At 33.2% G+C, this 16021-nt stretch carries 17 protein-coding genes and 3 pseudogenes; 7 read left to right on the forward strand and 13 right to left on the reverse strand.

All coding sequences use genetic code 11. The features are described from left to right. The first annotated feature begins 62 nt into the window (after window positions 1-62). Genes ACQ9BO_RS23190 through ACQ9BO_RS23200 form a run of 3 tightly spaced genes read left to right on the forward strand, consistent with a single transcriptional unit; the run spans window position 63 to window position 4104 of the window. Complete coding sequence (locus ACQ9BO_RS23190) at window positions 63-1214, forward strand: hypothetical protein (protein ID WP_431242663.1); 1152 nt, start codon at window positions 63-65, stop codon at window positions 1212-1214. Continuing rightward, complete coding sequence (locus ACQ9BO_RS23195) at window positions 1202-2437, forward strand: immunoglobulin domain-containing protein (protein WP_431242664.1); 1236 nt, start codon at window positions 1202-1204, stop codon at window positions 2435-2437. Before ACQ9BO_RS23190 ends, ACQ9BO_RS23195 begins: the two co-directional genes overlap by 13 nt. Next, window positions 2410-4104, forward strand: a complete 1695-nt coding sequence (locus tag ACQ9BO_RS23200; RefSeq protein WP_431242665.1) for a T9SS type B sorting domain-containing protein — start codon at window positions 2410-2412, stop codon at window positions 4102-4104. Before ACQ9BO_RS23195 ends, ACQ9BO_RS23200 begins: the two co-directional genes overlap by 28 nt. Before the next feature lie 78 nt (window positions 4105-4182). On the opposite strand, the gene ACQ9BO_RS23205 is transcribed toward ACQ9BO_RS23200, so the two are convergent. From ACQ9BO_RS23205 to ACQ9BO_RS23240, 8 genes are all read right to left on the reverse strand, one after another. Beyond that, the gene (locus ACQ9BO_RS23205) at window positions 4183-4554 is read right to left on the reverse strand and encodes an alpha/beta hydrolase family protein (RefSeq protein WP_431242666.1); all 372 of its coding nucleotides are present in this window, start codon (window positions 4552-4554) and stop codon (window positions 4183-4185) included. Continuing rightward, window positions 4506-4688 carry a hypothetical protein gene (locus ACQ9BO_RS23210; RefSeq protein WP_431242667.1) on the reverse strand — a complete coding sequence of 61 codons (183 nt, stop codon included), beginning with the start codon at window positions 4686-4688 and terminating at the stop codon, window positions 4506-4508. Before ACQ9BO_RS23210 ends, ACQ9BO_RS23205 begins: the two co-directional genes overlap by 49 nt. Window positions 4689-4777: 89 nt before the next feature. Next, complete coding sequence (locus tag ACQ9BO_RS23215; RefSeq protein ID WP_431242668.1) at window positions 4778-5497, reverse strand: alpha/beta hydrolase family protein; 720 nt, start codon at window positions 5495-5497, stop codon at window positions 4778-4780. Further along, window positions 5421-5879, reverse strand: a complete 459-nt coding sequence (locus ACQ9BO_RS23220) for an SdpI family protein (protein WP_431242669.1) — start codon at window positions 5877-5879, stop codon at window positions 5421-5423. Before ACQ9BO_RS23220 ends, ACQ9BO_RS23215 begins: the two co-directional genes overlap by 77 nt. 74 nt (window positions 5880-5953) lie before the next feature. Continuing rightward, on the reverse strand, window positions 5954-6232 hold the full coding sequence (locus tag ACQ9BO_RS23225) for a DUF1648 domain-containing protein (protein ID WP_431242670.1): 279 nt from the start codon (window positions 6230-6232) through the stop codon (window positions 5954-5956). Window positions 6233-6236: 4 nt separating this feature from the next. Further along, window positions 6237-6491 carry an autorepressor SdpR family transcription factor gene (locus ACQ9BO_RS23230; protein WP_431242671.1) on the reverse strand — a complete coding sequence of 85 codons (255 nt, stop codon included), beginning with the start codon at window positions 6489-6491 and terminating at the stop codon, window positions 6237-6239. Between the two features lie 98 nt (window positions 6492-6589). Further along, a complete protein-coding gene (locus ACQ9BO_RS23235) occupies window positions 6590-7699 on the reverse strand; it encodes an MFS transporter (RefSeq protein ID WP_431245195.1) in 1110 nt (369 codons plus the stop codon). Beyond that, window positions 7588-7866: a hypothetical protein gene (locus ACQ9BO_RS23240; RefSeq protein WP_431242672.1), complete on the reverse strand. Its 279-nt coding sequence runs from the start codon at window positions 7864-7866 to the stop codon at window positions 7588-7590. Before ACQ9BO_RS23240 ends, ACQ9BO_RS23235 begins: the two co-directional genes overlap by 112 nt. Window positions 7867-8138: 272 nt before the next feature. On the opposite strand from ACQ9BO_RS23240, the gene bshC reads away from it, so the two are divergent. From bshC to ACQ9BO_RS23255, 3 genes and pseudogenes are all read left to right on the forward strand, one after another. Then, window positions 8139-9728 (forward strand): bacillithiol biosynthesis cysteine-adding enzyme BshC, encoded by a 1590-nt coding sequence (gene bshC, locus ACQ9BO_RS23245; RefSeq protein ID WP_431242673.1) that lies wholly within the window; start codon window positions 8139-8141, stop codon window positions 9726-9728. 197 nt (window positions 9729-9925) lie between these two features. Beyond that, complete coding sequence (locus ACQ9BO_RS23250; RefSeq protein ID WP_431242674.1) at window positions 9926-11197, forward strand: acyltransferase family protein; 1272 nt, start codon at window positions 9926-9928, stop codon at window positions 11195-11197. A 220-nt stretch (window positions 11198-11417) separates the two neighbouring features. After that, a pseudogene (locus ACQ9BO_RS23255) lies at window positions 11418-11838 on the forward strand (nucleoside-diphosphate kinase). A 26-nt stretch (window positions 11839-11864) separates the two neighbouring features. Here the strand turns inward: ACQ9BO_RS23255 and ACQ9BO_RS23260 are convergent. The 3 genes from ACQ9BO_RS23260 to ACQ9BO_RS23270 all read right to left on the reverse strand — a co-directional run bounded on the left by ACQ9BO_RS23260 (window position 11865) and on the right by ACQ9BO_RS23270 (window position 13146). Continuing rightward, entirely contained in the window at window positions 11865-12269 is a 405-nt protein-coding gene (locus ACQ9BO_RS23260; protein WP_431242675.1) for a hypothetical protein, read from the reverse strand. A gap of 159 nt (window positions 12270-12428) precedes the next feature. Beyond that, a complete protein-coding gene (locus ACQ9BO_RS23265; RefSeq protein WP_431242676.1) occupies window positions 12429-12725 on the reverse strand; it encodes a DUF721 domain-containing protein in 297 nt (98 codons plus the stop codon). Continuing rightward, window positions 12706-13146: a hypothetical protein gene (locus ACQ9BO_RS23270; protein WP_431242677.1), complete on the reverse strand. Its 441-nt coding sequence runs from the start codon at window positions 13144-13146 to the stop codon at window positions 12706-12708. The genes ACQ9BO_RS23265 and ACQ9BO_RS23270 overlap by 20 nt, the downstream gene beginning before the upstream one ends. A gap of 232 nt (window positions 13147-13378) precedes the next feature. Here ACQ9BO_RS23270 and ACQ9BO_RS23275 point away from each other — a divergent pair. After that, a pseudogene (locus ACQ9BO_RS23275) lies at window positions 13379-14444 on the forward strand (serine hydrolase domain-containing protein). 243 nt (window positions 14445-14687) lie between these two features. Here the strand turns inward: ACQ9BO_RS23275 and ftsY are convergent. Further along, window positions 14688-15640 (reverse strand): annotated as a pseudogene (gene ftsY / locus ACQ9BO_RS23280) (signal recognition particle-docking protein FtsY). Between the two features lie 189 nt (window positions 15641-15829). After that, the gene (locus ACQ9BO_RS23285; protein ID WP_008468081.1) at window positions 15830-15982 is read right to left on the reverse strand and encodes a DUF4295 domain-containing protein; all 153 of its coding nucleotides are present in this window, start codon (window positions 15980-15982) and stop codon (window positions 15830-15832) included. Window positions 15983-16021 lie beyond the last annotated feature (39 nt).

Here is a 16021-nt window from a genome sequence, read left to right on the forward strand (position 1 = left end):
TGAATTTTTGGTTTTGTTTTGTAGATATTTAATTACATTTGCGACAATGCAAATCAGTTTAAATGAATCAAAAACTACTTTTAATTTTCTTTTTAGTTGGCACCCAATTATTTTCTCAAAACAAAAACCAATCTATTGGTTTCAAAGAGAATAAAGGTCAGATTGTTGATCAAAAAGGAAAGCTGAATACTTCAGTTTTGTATTTATTAAATTCCAACGGATTAAATGTACAATTGAAGAAAACTGGATTTTCATATGATATTTATGAAGTAAAAAAGATTCCTTTAACAGAAACTAAAGATCCTAGAAATGAACGAGAAAATTCTTCACATTTTCAAAATAACAAAAATGAACAAGAAACTAATTTTAAACTAGAATATACTTTTCACAGAATCGATATTGACTTTGTAAATTCAAATTCTAAAGTTGAATTAATTGCCGAACAAAAATCAACTGATTTTGACAACTATTATAATGTTCCAAACAAACCCGAAGGAGTTCTCGGTGTTTATCAATTCAAACAAGTTACTTATAAAAACATTTATCCAAACATTGATGTTGTTTTTACAATTCCTGCTGACCCTCAGAAAACCGTTGAGTATAATTTCGTAATTCATCCGAAAGGAAAAATTTCAGACATTCAATTGAAATTTAATGGTGCTGAAACATATTTGGTTGACAACAAAATCCTAATGAATGTTCGTTTTGGAAAAATGGAGGAAACATTGCCAGCCAGTTGGATTGAAGATGGAAATACAAAAAAGGAAATTGCTGTCGAGTATCGAAAGATAAAGAAAGATGTTTATGGCTTTGGTTCCTCTAATACTGTAAATGGGAAAACTGTTGTTATTGATCCGGTGCCAGTTCGTCTTTGGGGAACATTCTATGGTGATCAAGAAAATTATGGTGGAAATGCTTTTGCTGGTATCGCAACGGATTTACTTGGCAATAATTATTTAGCCGGAATTACTTCGATTTCTAATTCATCATATGCAACATCAGGTGCTCATCAAGTCACAATTGGAAATCCTGGCACGATGGATTACGATGGAATAATAGTAAAATTTTCTCCCACGGGAAAAAAATATGGGCAACGTATTATGGAGGAGAAAAATTGGACAAGATCTATTCAATTAAAACTGACTTCCAAAACAATGTTATTATTGCAGGTCAAACTGAAAGCAAAAAAAACATTAGCACCATGGGACCAATAACTCCTTCTTACCAAAACCAATATGATGATGCATTTTTGGTAAAATTTAATGAGTCGGGTGTGAGACTCTGGGGTACTTATTTTGGAGGAAGTTATGATGATGTCGCGTATAGTATTGATATTGATAAAGACAATAACATTTTCATGGTTGGTAGTTTTGCAATTAATCATTATGAGAATATTTTTAACTCGCCAATAGGTGATGGATTTATAACTAAATACAATCCTAATGGAACTCTTCTTTGGCAAAAATTATATGGCGGAAAAGGAACAGATGAATTTAGAGCAATTAAAGTAGGAGAAAATTTTATAGCGGTTGGAGGATTTTCCAATGGTGCAGATAATATTTCAACACCTGGTGTTTTTCAAGAAGATCTTTACGACAAAAATAATTTTTCCAGTAACGGGATAGTATTTAAATTAAATTTAAATGGAGATAGAATATGGAGCACATATTATGGAGGAGAGTCTATTGATAAAATTCACGCAATTGAAATTGACGATGAAAATAATATATATATAGGAGGAGAATCACATAGTTCAAAAAACATTGCCACTCCAAATTCTTTTGATGATTATAGCATATATAGCAATACTGGCTTTTTTGCTAAATTGGATCAACATGGACAGAGATTATGGGGATCATATTTAGGGCTTGATACCGAAATCTATTCCCTTGTTTTTACAAATAATGCATTATACATTGGAGGAAATGGTGGGTATGACAATTCAATAACAAGTTTATGTGCATACAAACGAACAGGTTATTCTGGAGGATATATTGGTAAATTTTCAAAAAATGGAGAATTTATTTGGGGGAGCTATATTGGAGGATTCGACCAATATAGTCAAACCGGAATAACAATTAAAAACAATCAAATTGTCGTTGGCGGAACATCTATTATGATTAATGATGGAATTGCGGATCAAGATTCATATCAATCCAACATTTTAGGCCCTAAAAATTTCTATCTAATGAAATTCTCAGAAGAAACGAATTGTAATATTAATGCAAATCCAACCAGCAATTCACCAGTTTGTCTTGGCGAAACCCTAAATTTAAATGCTGATCCTGGTTATAATTATGTATGGACTGGTCCTAATAACTTTTCAAGCAACTTACAAAATCCAATTATCACAAATGTAACAAATGCAAATAGTGGTACATATCATTTAACAGCAAGTGATAATTGTGGATGCGAAAAAAATATGACATTCAAGTAATAATAGGAGATATTGAACCACCAATTCCAGTTTTAGCAACTCTTCCAACAATAACAAGAGATTGCAATACGACGGTCACAACAATTCCAACAGCTAATGATGCTTGTGCAGGAGTAATCAATGCAACAACCACAAGTCCGTTGTCTTATGCTTTGCCAGGAAATTATACAATTGTTTGGAATTATAACGATGGGAACGGAAATTCATCTACGCAAAACCAAACTGTAACCATTACAAGTCAGCCATTGCCAACAGCAAATTCTCCACAAACTTTTTGTGTTCAGCAAAATGCAACTTTAAATGAAATTCAAATAACAGGTCAAAACATAAAATGGTACAGTAACTTAACAAACGGAACACTTGTTTCACCTACAACTGTAGCTCAAGATAAGACAACCTATTATGCTTCGCAAACTATAAACGGTTGCGAAAGCAATAGAATTCCAGTTACAATTAATATCCAAGTCACTCCTGCACCAACAGGAAATACAAATCAACCATTTTGTACAGGCCAAACTCCAACAATCGCTAATATTCAAGTTACTGGAACCACGATAAAATGGTATGATGCGCAAAATAATGGTTCTTTATTATCAGAAACAACAAGTCTTGTTAACGGAAAAACCTATTACGCTTCACAAACTGTAAATGGTTGCGAAGGACCTCGATTTGGAGTTACGATTTCGATTGTAAATACACCGCCTGCACCTACTGCAAATGCAAATCAGACATTCTGTAAAAGCGAAAATGCAACATTAAACAACATTCAAATTTCTGGACAAAACATAAAATGGTTTGATACTGCAATGTCTGCATCAACTTTGCCTAACACAACTTTATTAGAAAACAACAGAACGTATTATGCCTCACAAACTATTGGATGTGAAAGCGACAGAACTCCAGTTTTAGTTCGTGTTTATGACACTGCTATGCCAACAGGAAATAGCAGTCAGCTTTTTTGTATTGATGAAAATGCTACAATTGCAAATCTTAATATCATTGGAACAAATATCAAATGGTACAATTCTTCAACAAACGGGGCGCTTTTGCCAACAACAACTTTATTGCAAAATCAGACGTATTATGCAAGCCAAACACTTAATAATTGCGAGAGCCAAAGATTTGCTGTTTCTGTAAAAATTCAAGATCCTCAAAACCCTATCGCTTCTTCTCCTCAAACCTTCTGTGTGCAACAGAAGGCAAAAATTAGTGACATTACTATTTCAGGCGAAAACTTAAAATGGTTTGAAAGTCCAACTTCGACAATAAGTTTGTCCGAATCAACTTTACTTGAAAACGGGATGACTTATTATGCATCAGAAGAAATAAATAATTGTGAAAGTGGCAGAGTTCCTGTTTCTATCAATGTTCTTGAAGCAACTGCTGGAAATTGCATCAATTTTGTAGACGAGCTTCCTTTTCCTAAATTCTTTACGCCAAATGGCGATGGTTACAATGATCATTGGACAATAGATTTTGCCTATTTGGCACCAAATACCGCAATTAGAATATTTGACCGATACGGGAAATTTATTAAAGAATTAAGCAACGGTACTGCTTGGGATGGAAATTATCTAGGCCAACAACAACCTGCTTCAGATTATTGGTTTATTGTGACCAGAGCAAATGGAAAAGAATTTAGAGGACATTTTAGCTTGAAAAGATAGATTTAATTACAAAGTTCGCATTGATTTAAATAAAGATTTAAATCAATGCGAACTTCAATTCATAAATTCAAAATTTATCTATTTCGTCTGCAACACCATCCAGCTTGAAATTTCTTCTAAAGCTATAGGCGAAAAAGTCTGCTCTATTTTTTCATATTCTTCGGGAGAACCTGTTTGACATTCCTGAAACATATGATTTAAATCAGGAAGTTCTTTTGTTGTTACATTTTTGTTCCCTGCTTTTGACAACGCATTTTTAATAGCTTCTAAGTCAAGAGTAGCAGGAACTTGCAAATCTTTACTGCCATTAAGTGCTAAAACTGGACATTTTACTTTTGCTAAATTTACCGCTGGATCCATTTTTAAAAAATAATACATCCAATTATTTGTAATTTGTCGCGTCAATGTTTTTGCAAAATCAACATTATATTTCGACGTAAAATAAGCCATGATATTTTTTTCAAATTTTCATCATTTACAGAAGAGGCAATAATAATATCATAAGCACCTCTAAAAATTTCTTGTGCTTTTTGAATTTCACTTTCTGGAACACCACTTACTTTTTCAATTGCTTCCTTTTGCAAAAGCAATAATTTCTCGCCTCGAATTCCCGGTCCTGCCAGCAAAACAATAAAATCAATTGCAGATGAATTTCCAGCAACAATTGGAGCAATTATTCCCCCTCGCTATGACCTATTAATCCAATTTTCTTTTTATTAATCTCTTTTCTGGTTTGCAAATAATCAACTCCGGCCTGAACATCTCGCGCAAAATCAGCAGTTGTAGCTTTTGAAATATCTCCTGATGATTGTGCAACACCACGATCATCAAAACGCAATACTGCAAAACCATTTTTGGTCAAAAAATCGGCCAAAACAAGATATGGTTTATGTCCTAGAGTTTCTCCATCCCTATTTTGTCCACCGCTTCCTGAAATTAAAATCACAGCCGGGAAATTACCCTCTTTTTTAGGAAGAGACAGCGTTCCGGCCAAAACTACTTTATCTGTTTTATTTTCGAATTTGACATCTTCAGTATAATATGAATATGGTTTTTGAGGTTCTTGAGGTCTCCCGTAAACTTGTTTCTGAAGCAATTCTTTAGACAAATTCAATTCTAAAGATTGTCCGCCTTGCGTAAATTTCCCAATAATAGTATTGTCTTTATTCAAAGTTCCTTCATAGGAAATTAGAGCTTTTGGCATTTCCAATTTTAAAACTGAATTTTCAAAACTCGCTTTTTCCATCGGAATTCCCATAGCTTTCTGATCAGGACTGTCCATTGTCGCACTGTATCCGGTTTCAGTTTTATTGACATTAAACACAACTATTAATTGCGTTCCGGGCACTTTCAAAAGTCCATTCCATTGTCCTTCTATTTCTTGCCCATTCATTATAAATGAAATTAAAGCTGTAATTATAATAAGTATTGTTTTTATCATTTTTTAGATGCTTTAAATAATTAAGAATTATGATTTCCTTCTTTTTCTCCAATTGCTTGAATTTGAAAAAAGAATAGACAACTGGCACTAAAGCCAAAGTAATTCCGATACCAACAAACGCTTTCGCGAAAATAAAGCCCGAAAACAGGATACCTCCAAGAACAATAAAAAAGCCTCCAAAAAACCAAAGCTTACCAGCAAACGTATGAGTAGCTTTCCAAACTTCCTTGTTTTCCAGCGTCCAAGGTGTTCTAATCCCGATAAAATAATTAGGCTGAATAACTTTAAAATAATTCCCTAAAACCATTATTAAAAGTCCGACTAATATGTGCATAAAATTTAGACTAGAAGTAGATTGATTTTTTGCAACATACAGAAGAAACAAAGAAAGCAAAGACATCAACAACACTAAAAAAACTTTAATTGATAAAACTTTTTCCCCATTAAAGAAATCCTTTTTTTAGGATCAATTTTTGGCGCCACTGATAGTATTATGTACATTAAAACAGGAAGCATAAAAACTAAAAGCAACAAACTAAACTTATTTCCCCAATTATCAATTTCGCCATTCATATTCCAGTGAATTGGTACTTTTTCCGGAAGACTGTTCCAAATAAATGCCAAATACGCAAACGGAATAAGAACAATTCCAATAATTGGAAGCTCTTTTTTAAATTCTAAATTCATTTTTTTATTTCTTAAAGGTTAGTATCCACTGCAAAACATCTTCCATTATGGTGGTATTGATGGAATAAATAATGAATTGCCCGTTTTTTTCAGATGTAATTAAATCTGCTCGTTTTAAAATATCTAAATGATGAGAAATACTGGGTTTCGAAATATTAAAAGCATCGGCAATTTCTCCCGCTGTCAAATCTCTCTCTTTCAAAAGTTCTAGAATTTCTCTTCGGGTTGCATCATTTAATGCTTTAAAAATCTCATTCATTATTTAAACATTTAGACAAATATCTAAATACTTTTTTAATTTGCAAAAAAAGCGACAATTTTCTTATTGCTCGCTTTTTTATATAATTGAAAATTAAACTAAAACTTATGCTCGTCCTTACTAATCACGAATAGAGAAATCAACGAAATAAAAGCGGCTATCATTAAATATATACCAACATAACTTACACTGTATGTTTTAGCCAGCCAGATAGCAATCATTGGCGCAAAAGCCGCACCAAGAATTCCTGCTAAATTAAAAGTCAAAGAGGCGCCAGAATAACGAACATTCGTAGGAAACAACTCGGATAAAAAGGTTCCCAACGGGCCATAAGTGAATCCCATTAAAGCCATTCCGATGCAAGCAAAAGTAGCCACTAACGCAATATTCCCTGTACTCAAAAAGAATGAAAAGAAAGATCCAAAAATTGCAATCGCCGCTGTAGCCAAAATAAGCATTTTTCGGCGTCCAATTTTATCAGCCACTACAGCCGAAACCGGAATAAAAAGCGCAAAAAACAATACTGAGAACAATTGAATCAACAATCCATCTCTTTTAACGATTCCTAAATCTGATGTTGCCCAACTTAGCGTAAAAACGGTCATTAAATAAAAAACCAAAAAAGTTGTAATTGCGACAAAAGTTCCAAAAATCAATTGGTTCTTATATGATTTAACCAACTCAAAGAAAGGCACTTTAATCTCTTCTTGTTCTTTCTTAGCAGTTTCAAAAGAAGGTGTTTCTGTAATTTTTGTTCGGATATAAAAACCTACTACCACTAAAAGCGCACTGGCAATAAACGGAATTCTCCAGCCATAATTCATAAAATCCTCATTACTCATAGAATCTGTCAGCAATAAAAAGGTTCCGCCAGAAAGCAACAACCCAATTGGCGCGCCTAATTGCGGAAACATTCCATACCAAGCTCGTTTATGCGGTGGCGCATTTTCGATCGCAAGCAAAACGGCTCCGCCCCATTCTCCGCCTAAACCAACTCCTTGGCCAAATCGGCAAAGCATTAATAATAAAGGCGCCGCAACCCCAATACTAGCATAACTCGGTAAAAATCCAATTGCAACGGTCGAAATTCCCATTGTTAGTAAAGCCGCAACCAAGGTAAATTTACGCCCAATTTTATCTCCATAATGTCCAAAAAAGCTGAACCCAACGGACGCGATAAAAAAGCAATCGAAAAGGTAGCTAACGATTCAAGAGTCGCCATAGTCGAATCGGCACTTGGAAAAAATAATTGAGGAAAAACCAATACTGCGGCATTGGCATAAATATAGAAATCAAAAAATTCAATTGTGGTGCCTATAAGACTTCCAAAAAGAACGTGTTTTAATGAGTTCTTTTGATTTGGGTTATTTTTCATGTAAAATAGATATAACTTTTTTTGATTACAAAAATATAGTTTCATTATTAATAATTCATATTTAACAGAAATAGTTTTAAAACAACAATTGCATTTTAACAAATTTCATATATTTTACATTTTACAGATTTTTATTTCGGCTAAAATTAAAAACTTGATTTTATGACCTTTAATAATCATTAACAAAAAATCAAATCATAAGCTATCGTTAAAAACATTTTTAACTGTATATTTTCATTAAATTTACAGCTATCAAAAATAAATCTAAAATTATGCCTACCGACTGTATCAGCTATCAAACCTCAGGATATTTCTCTGCCTTGATACAAGATTATTTAGATCAAAAACCAGCACTTCAATCTTTATATAATAATTTTCCAACTTTGGAAAATTTCGAAAAACAAATCGAAGAAAAGAAATCCAATTTTGATAATAAAAACCGAATCCCATTGGTTGAAACATTAAAAAAACAATATCAAAATATTGAGATTTCAGATTCAACAAAACAAAATATTGAGCTTTTAGCACTCGAAAATACTTTCACAATTACAACCGGGCATCAGTTAAATTTATTTAGCGGACCTTTATATTTCTTGTACAAAATCATTTCAACAATTAATTTGACCAAAGAATTAAAGTCAAAATATCCTTCAAATAATTTTGTTCCGATTTATTGGATGGCGACTGAAGATCATGATTTTGAAGAAATCAATTATTTTAATTTTAAAGGAAAAAAATTCAGATGGAATAAAGAAAGTACTGGCCCTGTGGGCCGACTTTCAACTGAAGGTTTAGCTGAATTTTTAGAAATATATTCATTAGAATTAGGATCGAGCACAAATGCAAATACGCTAAAAAAGCTTTTTGAAGATGCTTATTTGAAGCATGATAATTTGGCTGACGCAACACGCTTTTTGGCTGACAGCTTATTTTCAAATTATGGATTAGTTATTATTGATGCAGATGATAATACTTTGAAGCAAGCTTTTATTCCGTTTGCTAAAGAAGAATTAGAAAAAAACACTTCATACAAAGCGGTTCAAAAAACAATTGAATCACTAAAAGATTATACCGTTCAGGTAAATCCGCGCGAGATTAATTTGTTTTATATTGAAGATGATTTGCGTGAAAGAATCATTTTTGAGAACGACAAATACCATGTAAACAATACTAAAATTGCTTTTTCAAAAGACGAAATATTCAATTTGCTAGAAAGCAATCCAGAGAAATTTAGTCCAAATGTAATTATGCGTCCGCTGTATCAAGAAATTATTCTTCCTAATTTATGCTACATTGGCGGAGGCGGAGAAATTGCCTATTGGTTGGAATTGAAATCTTTTTTTGATGCTGTAAATATTACTTTTCCAATCCTTTTAGTTCGAAATTCTGTGCTTTTGACAACTGAAAAACAAGCTAAAAAAGCCGATAATTTAAATTTAAGCTGGAAAGATTTATTTACAAAACAAGAGAATTTAGTAAATGCGATTACGCATAAAATTTCTGCTTTTCCAATTGATTTAACACCTCAAAAAGAAGCACTAAAAACACAATTTGAATATCTTTACAACTTAGCAAATCAAACTGACAAATCTTTTTCTGGCGCCGTAAAAGCACAAGAAGCCAAGCAAACAAAGGGTTTAGAAAATTTAGAGAAACGCTTATTAAAAGCCCAAAAAAGAAACCTAAATGATCAACTGCAACGTGTTATAGATTTGCAATGCGAATTGTTCCCAAATAATAGTTTGCAAGAACGTCAAAGCAATTTTTCTGAATTTTATATGGAAAAAGGCGATCAGTTGATTCCGCTTTTAATCCAAAAACTGAAACCATTAGAAATGAATTTTAACATCATAACAATTTAAAAAATAGCCACGAATTCACGAATTTTCATTTAATTAATTCGTGACCCTAACGATAGCGAACAGGCGAAGCAATTCGTGGCAAAAAAACATATAATAATTCTTGAGGACCAAATAACCACCTATCTTCTCAAAATTATTATTCTCCAAACCAAATAGCGATTTTTAAAATTATTAACTAACCTATTTACCCAAAACCAATGGTAAAAGAACGCTTAATTTCGCTAGATGTCTTTCGCGGACTCACAATTTTATTAATGACAATCGTCAACAATCCTGGAGACTGGGGCCATGTTTATCCGCCACTGCTCCACGCCGAATGGAATGGCTGTACCCCAACCGATTTAGTTTTTCCATTTTTTGTATTTATTATGGGAGTTGCGGTTCCGCTCGCAATGCCCGATAAATTTTATGACGGAACCACTTTCAACAAAATCTTGATTCGTTCCTTACGAATGCTTTGTTTGGGAATTTTCTTCAACTTCTTCGGGAAAATTCAGTTGTTTGGACTTGAAGGTATTCCGCTTTTGATTGGGCGCTTGGTCATAACTATTGCTGTCGGATACGCATTAATGGGTAGTTTCAGTTCAAAGGTCAAAAATATTTTAGCCTTCTCGATTTTGTTCATCTATCTCTTTTTAGCCTATAGTGGTATAGAAGCATATCAAGACGTAAGACTTCCTGGAGTTTTGCAAAGAATTGCTGTTGTTTATTTTGTCGTTTCACTTTTATATTTAAAAACATCTCAAAAAACACAAATCTTAACTGGAATCATCTTATTGTTTGGGTATTGGGCTTTTATGACTTTAATTCCAGTTCCTGGAATTGGAGAGGCAAATCTTGAAAAAGGGACAAATTTAGCCGCATGGCTGGATAGTGTTTTATTAAAAGGACATATGTATCATGGTACAGTAACTTGGGATCCCGAAGGAATTTTAAGTACAATTCCGTCAATTGTTAACGGAATTATTGGTTTATTACTTGGAAAGCTTTTGCTTTTTGATATAACTAAAATTCAAAAAGCACAAAAAATGGGAATCGCTGGAACTACACTAATATTTTTAGGACTAATCTGGGATCTTGTTTTCCCAATCAACAAGTCAATCTGGACCAGCAGTTACGTTTTATATACAACAGGTCTGGCAACCGTATTCCTGACTATTTTATATTACATAATTGACATTGCCGATTATAAAAAAGGTTTCAAACCGTTTTTGATTTGGGGAGTAAACCCTATGATTGTATTTTTTAGTTCTCAAATTATTCCACAGGCATTAATAATGATTGAATTTCAAAATCCAGATAAGCCTGAAGAAAAAATCAATCTACTAAGTTATTTATACAACTTTTGGATTGCACCATTTTTCACCAATCCTATGACAGCTTCATTAGCTGGCGCATTAGTTTATGTTTGTATTTGGACATTTATTTTATGGATTTTCTACAGAAATAAATTAATATTCAAGGTCTAATTTTTTTACCATATTATGCAGAGACGCACTACAGTGCGTCTTTTTTTATTTCAAAATCAACTTTGCGTTAGATGCACTACTGTGCATCTCTACATAATACGGTTTCACAAAAGGCTTTTATTGGTTAAAACATCATTCTGTTATGTTTAAATTATGAATTTATTAAAATCAATTCATAAAAAAAGTCTACTTTTGCACAAAATTTAAAAAGCACAATAAAATGGCAACAAATAGAACTTTTACAATGATTAAACCAGATGCTGTTGCAAACGGACACATCGGGAATATCTTAGCAATGATTACTAATGGAGGTTTCAAAATCGTTTCATTAAAATTAACTCAATTAACTGTAGCTGATGCAAAAGCATTTTACGCAGTTCACGCAGAAAGACCTTTCTACGGAGAATTAGTTGAATTTATGTCACGCGGACCAATTGTTGCGGCAATTTTAGAAAAAGACAACGCAGTAGAAGATTTCAGAACTTTAATTGGAGCTACAAATCCAGCTGAAGTCGCTGAAGGAACTATTCGTAAAGCATACGCTACTTCAATTGGAGAAAATGCAGTTCACGGATCTGACAGCGACGAAAACAGCCGCTATCGAAAGTGCATTCCACTTTGCAGGAAGAGAGCAATTCTAATAAATATAGATTGTAGAGTTCAGATTTTAGATTTTGAACTTAATTATCAAAATAAAAAAATCCATTCGTTGAAGCGAATGGATTTTTTTATGACTTTTTAAAAATTCGGAAATATTATCATGCCCTTTTATTTCTCCTAAATCAGGCAAATTTTCTTTTATAACCAATTTCAAATTACTAAAATTACTTAGGTAATAACTACAGACACAAACAACTCTTTTTCCATTTTCAAGAATAAAAAGAGACTCAGAAATACCCAGTTTTCCATTTTCGAGTAATGTCACAAAACCATCTAATTTGCTAAAGTTATAAACTAGAGTTTTCCCTAATCCATAATAACGTTTAACTATTATATTATCTTTTTCAATTATTACTTTATGTATCCTTGTCCTCACTAGAGCAAACCACAAATAAGCAATAATTGCGAACATTACTAGAGGAAAAAAACAGTTTCCTTTGGAGAGATAACATATATATAAATAGCCAAAAATGGAAAAAGATTCAAAAACGAAATTAACAAAATTGGCAGAAGTTTAAATCTAGATTTCAATGGAATCATCATTGCTGTTTTTAAAAACACTTAAACAATATCATCTCAAAACAACGTCTGTAACTACATCTCGCCCCAATTCTTCATTAATCATTTTAACGATTTTAGATTTCCCGTGGCTTAGTTCTTCTCTCAAAACAGCCGAACCCAATTCAACATAAAGCGTGCTTCCCTTCAAGACAACATTTCTCGTATAAGTATTCACACCGCTTCCCATTAGTTGTTTCCAAGCGTCACGAACATCAATTTCATCCATTCCAGACTGAAGCTTATTCGTTTGAATAATTTGCTTCAAAACAGCCCCAATCGTACTTTCGTTATTTAGTCTCTTTGCCATCGTTTAAAATATTAACTGGTCCTGCTTTTTTATAATGATACTCCTTATTTTGGTCATTTTTCACCACAAACTCTTTATCCGAAATCGAGATCAATTCCTCACTCCACTTCGCATAATCTGTTTTGTAATCCAAAAAAGTTCCTTTATCTGTAAATCTAACCGAAAAATTCTCAAAAGTATTCGTAGTCAAAAAAGTCCCATCCAATTGCGCCATTACTTTCGTCCTCGTTCCTTTCGTCCCTTTAATTTTAAAAAAATCAAAGTTTTCATTCATTCCGTAAGCCTTCTCCTCACCTTTATCAAAAACAACTTTTTCAATTTCCCAGTAGCCATTAAGTTTAGCAATATCTGCCGGTTTGATCTCTTGTTTGCAACCCACAAACAAAAGTGACAAAACCAAAATCATAAAAGTGTTTTTCATAATAATTTATAGTATTAATTAGGAGCTATTTCCTGCTGTCCGCTGTATCTTTTATGGTGAACCCCACCATAAAAGATACAGCGGACAGCAGGGCTAGGGCATCCGTTTTCAAAAGTAAATTTAGTCAAGTACAAAGGTAAACTTATAAATCTCAAAAGAAATAAAAATTTGCAAAACCCATTAAACTATTTTACATATTTTTGGTCAAACCCCAAACTAAAACCAAAAAACCATGACCAAAACTATTTGCACCATCCTGACAATCTTATTGTTTGTAAGTTGCGACAAAGATTCTACAGAACCTGAGACAACTCCTTCAGAAAGTATGTATTTCCCGCCATTAACAGGGAATACTTGGGAAACAAAATCAATAGCCGATTTAAAATGGAACCAAAATGCTGTTCAGCCTCTTTTAGATTATTTGCAACTTAAAAACTCCAAATCGTTCATAATCTTAGTGAATGGCCGAATCGTTTTAGAAAATTACTTCAACGGACATTCAGCAACAACACCATGGTATTGGGCTAGTGCTGGAAAAACACTAACATCGACCGTAACAGGAATTGCACAGCAAGAAAATCTATTAAATATAAACGATAAAGTTTCAAAATACCTAGGCACTGGTTGGACAAGCGAAACATTAGCACAGGAAAATCTAATTACCTGCAAACATTTACTGACCATGACATCAGGATTAGACGACAGCACAGACGATATAGAACCATCCAATTTAATCTACAAGGCTGATGCAGGCACACGATGGGCGTATCATAATGTTTATGTAAAACTGCAAGATGTTGTCGAAAAAGCCAGCGGACAAAAATGGGAAACGTATTTCAACAGCAAATTAAGAGACAAAATCGGGATGAATGGCAATTGGGTTCAGCTTGGCGTAAACAGTGTTTACACCAGTGACACAAGAAATATGGCGCGTTTTGGATTGTTAATGCTGAATAAAGGAAAATGGGAAAACACCACCATTCTGAACGAAGCTTATTTTAATGACGCAACAACAACTTCCCAAAACATTAATTTAGGATACGGTTACTTATGGTGGCTGAACGGAAAAGCTTCTTATCATTTACCACAATCACAACTTACTTTTCAAGGAAGCGTAATTCCAACTGGTCCAAGCGATATGTTTATGGCTTTAGGAAAAAATGATCAGAAAATCTACGTAATTCCAAGCAAGAAAATGGTTGTAATTAGAATGGGAGATGCTGACAGATAATGTAAATCTAGCCTTATCTGATTTCGATAAAACGCTTTGGGAAAAAATCAATGCATTGTATCAATAAAAAAAGAGCTTTTAAATAAAGGTTATTAAAAACACTTTTATTTAAAAGCTCAAATATTTTAAGATAGAAAAACTAGCGATTAGTTTTTATTCTTTTAAGAACTCCCAAAAAGAACAAAACAACTCCCAAAACCAGTAAAATGTAATATACGGAGAGATTCTTATCCTTTAAAACATTTGCCAGAACAAAAGATATTATGCTCGCAAAATAAAAAGTTAGAGCTGATATATTTTTCATTATATATTATTTAAAGAAACTGTCTACGAATTCATATTTATTAAAGACTTGCAAATCTTCAATTCCTTCGCCAACACCAATATACTTTACCGGAATTTTAAACTGATCTGAAATACCAATCACAACGCCACCTTTCGCAGTTCCGTCCAATTTAGTAACGGCTAATGATGTTACTTCTGTTGTCGCAGTAAACTGTTTTGCCTGTTCAAAAGCATTTTGCCCTGTTGAACCGTCTAAAACCAAAAGCACATCATGAGGAGCATCAGCAACTACTTTTTGCATTACACGTTTTACTTTTGTAAGCTCGTTCATCAAGTTAATTTTGTTATGCAAACGTCCAGCAGTATCAATAATCACAACATCAGCATCTTGAGCAACTGCAGATTGCAAGGTATCAAAAGCGACAGAAGCTGGATCGCTCCCCATTTGTTGTCTTACAATTGGCACTTGAACTCTATCTGCCCACACCTGCAACTGATCGATCGCCGCCGCACGGAAAGTATCGGCGACACCTAAAACCACTTTATGTCCCGCTTTTTTGAATTGATAAGCTAATTTCCCAATTGTCGTTGTTTTTCCAACACCATTTACCCCAACAACCATTAAAACGTAAGGTTTTTTAGTTGCAGGAACTTCAAATTCGGTCGCTTCGCCTGTATTCGTTTCAGACAATAAAGCTCCTATTTCATCACGAAGAATCTGATTTAATTCGTCAGTTCCAAGATATTTATCTTCCGCAACACGTTTTTCAATTCTTTCTATGATTTTCAAAGTAGTGTTTACGCCAACATCTGAAGCTACAAGAACTTCTTCCAGATTATCTAAAACGTCATCATCGACTTTAGATTTTCCAGCAACGGCCTTGCTTAACTTCGAGAAAAAAGTAGTTTTTGTTTTTTCAAGACCTTTGTCTAAAGTCTCTTTTTTTCGGTAGAGAATAATTTTTTAAAAAAACTCATTTTTTGTAGTTTATTTAGTTTTACTAGATTTCTCGATTTTCAGGCAAGAAACCCAATTTCATTAAAGAAAGCGTAATTGTTTTTCAAAAAAAGAGCAATTGTTGCGATTCTTTAAATTTTAGACAAATATAGGTAATAAAAAAGCTACTTCCCGAAAGAAAGTAGCTTTTCTATATAATGTAATTGTAATTATTTCTTTTTCAAGAATTCATCAACTTCTTCAGGAGCCATAATAGATTCTACGAATGTATATGCACCAGTTTTAGGAGATTTCACCATTTTGATGGCTTTTGATAATCTCTTAGAAGATGTTTGTAACGATGCTACGGTTTTCTTTGCCATGATTCAAATGTTATTGAACTTTTCATAAAACTCGAATGG

The organism is Flavobacterium sp. P21, assembly GCF_050632225.1.
Classification (GTDB): domain Bacteria; phylum Bacteroidota; class Bacteroidia; order Flavobacteriales; family Flavobacteriaceae; genus Flavobacterium.

Bases quoted from the DNA above. Each gene is read 5' to 3' on its own strand.
- ACQ9BO_RS23190 (WP_431242663.1), top strand. From the start codon at position 63: ATGAATCAAAAACTACTTTTAATTTTCTTTTTAGTTGGCACCCAATTA.
- ACQ9BO_RS23195 (WP_431242664.1), top strand. From the start codon at position 1,202: ATGGGACCAATAACTCCTTCTTACCAAAACCAATATGATGATGCATTT.
- ACQ9BO_RS23200 (WP_431242665.1), top strand. From the start codon at position 2,410: ATGCGAAAAAAATATGACATTCAAGTAATAATAGGAGATATTGAACCA.
- ACQ9BO_RS23205 (WP_431242666.1), bottom strand. From the start codon at position 4,554: ATGGCTTATTTTACGTCGAAATATAATGTTGATTTTGCAAAAACATTG.
- ACQ9BO_RS23215 (WP_431242668.1), bottom strand. From the start codon at position 5,497: ATGAATGGGCAAGAAATAGAAGGACAATGGAATGGACTTTTGAAAGTG.
- ACQ9BO_RS23220 (WP_431242669.1), bottom strand. From the start codon at position 5,879: ATGCACATATTAGTCGGACTTTTAATAATGGTTTTAGGGAATTATTTT.
- ACQ9BO_RS23225 (WP_431242670.1), bottom strand. From the start codon at position 6,232: ATGAATTTAGAATTTAAAAAAGAGCTTCCAATTATTGGAATTGTTCTT.
- ACQ9BO_RS23230 (WP_431242671.1), bottom strand. From the start codon at position 6,491: ATGAATGAGATTTTTAAAGCATTAAATGATGCAACCCGAAGAGAAATT.
- ACQ9BO_RS23240 (WP_431242672.1), bottom strand. From the start codon at position 7,866: ATGAAAAATAACCCAAATCAAAAGAACTCATTAAAACACGTTCTTTTT.
- bshC (WP_431242673.1), top strand. From the start codon at position 8,139: ATGCCTACCGACTGTATCAGCTATCAAACCTCAGGATATTTCTCTGCC.
- ACQ9BO_RS23250 (WP_431242674.1), top strand. From the start codon at position 9,926: ATGGTAAAAGAACGCTTAATTTCGCTAGATGTCTTTCGCGGACTCACA.
- ACQ9BO_RS23260 (WP_431242675.1), bottom strand. From the start codon at position 12,269: ATGTTCGCAATTATTGCTTATTTGTGGTTTGCTCTAGTGAGGACAAGG.
- ACQ9BO_RS23265 (WP_431242676.1), bottom strand. From the start codon at position 12,725: ATGGCAAAGAGACTAAATAACGAAAGTACGATTGGGGCTGTTTTGAAG.
- ACQ9BO_RS23270 (WP_431242677.1), bottom strand. From the start codon at position 13,146: ATGAAAAACACTTTTATGATTTTGGTTTTGTCACTTTTGTTTGTGGGT.
- ACQ9BO_RS23285 (WP_008468081.1), bottom strand. From the start codon at position 15,982: ATGGCAAAGAAAACCGTAGCATCGTTACAAACATCTTCTAAGAGATTA.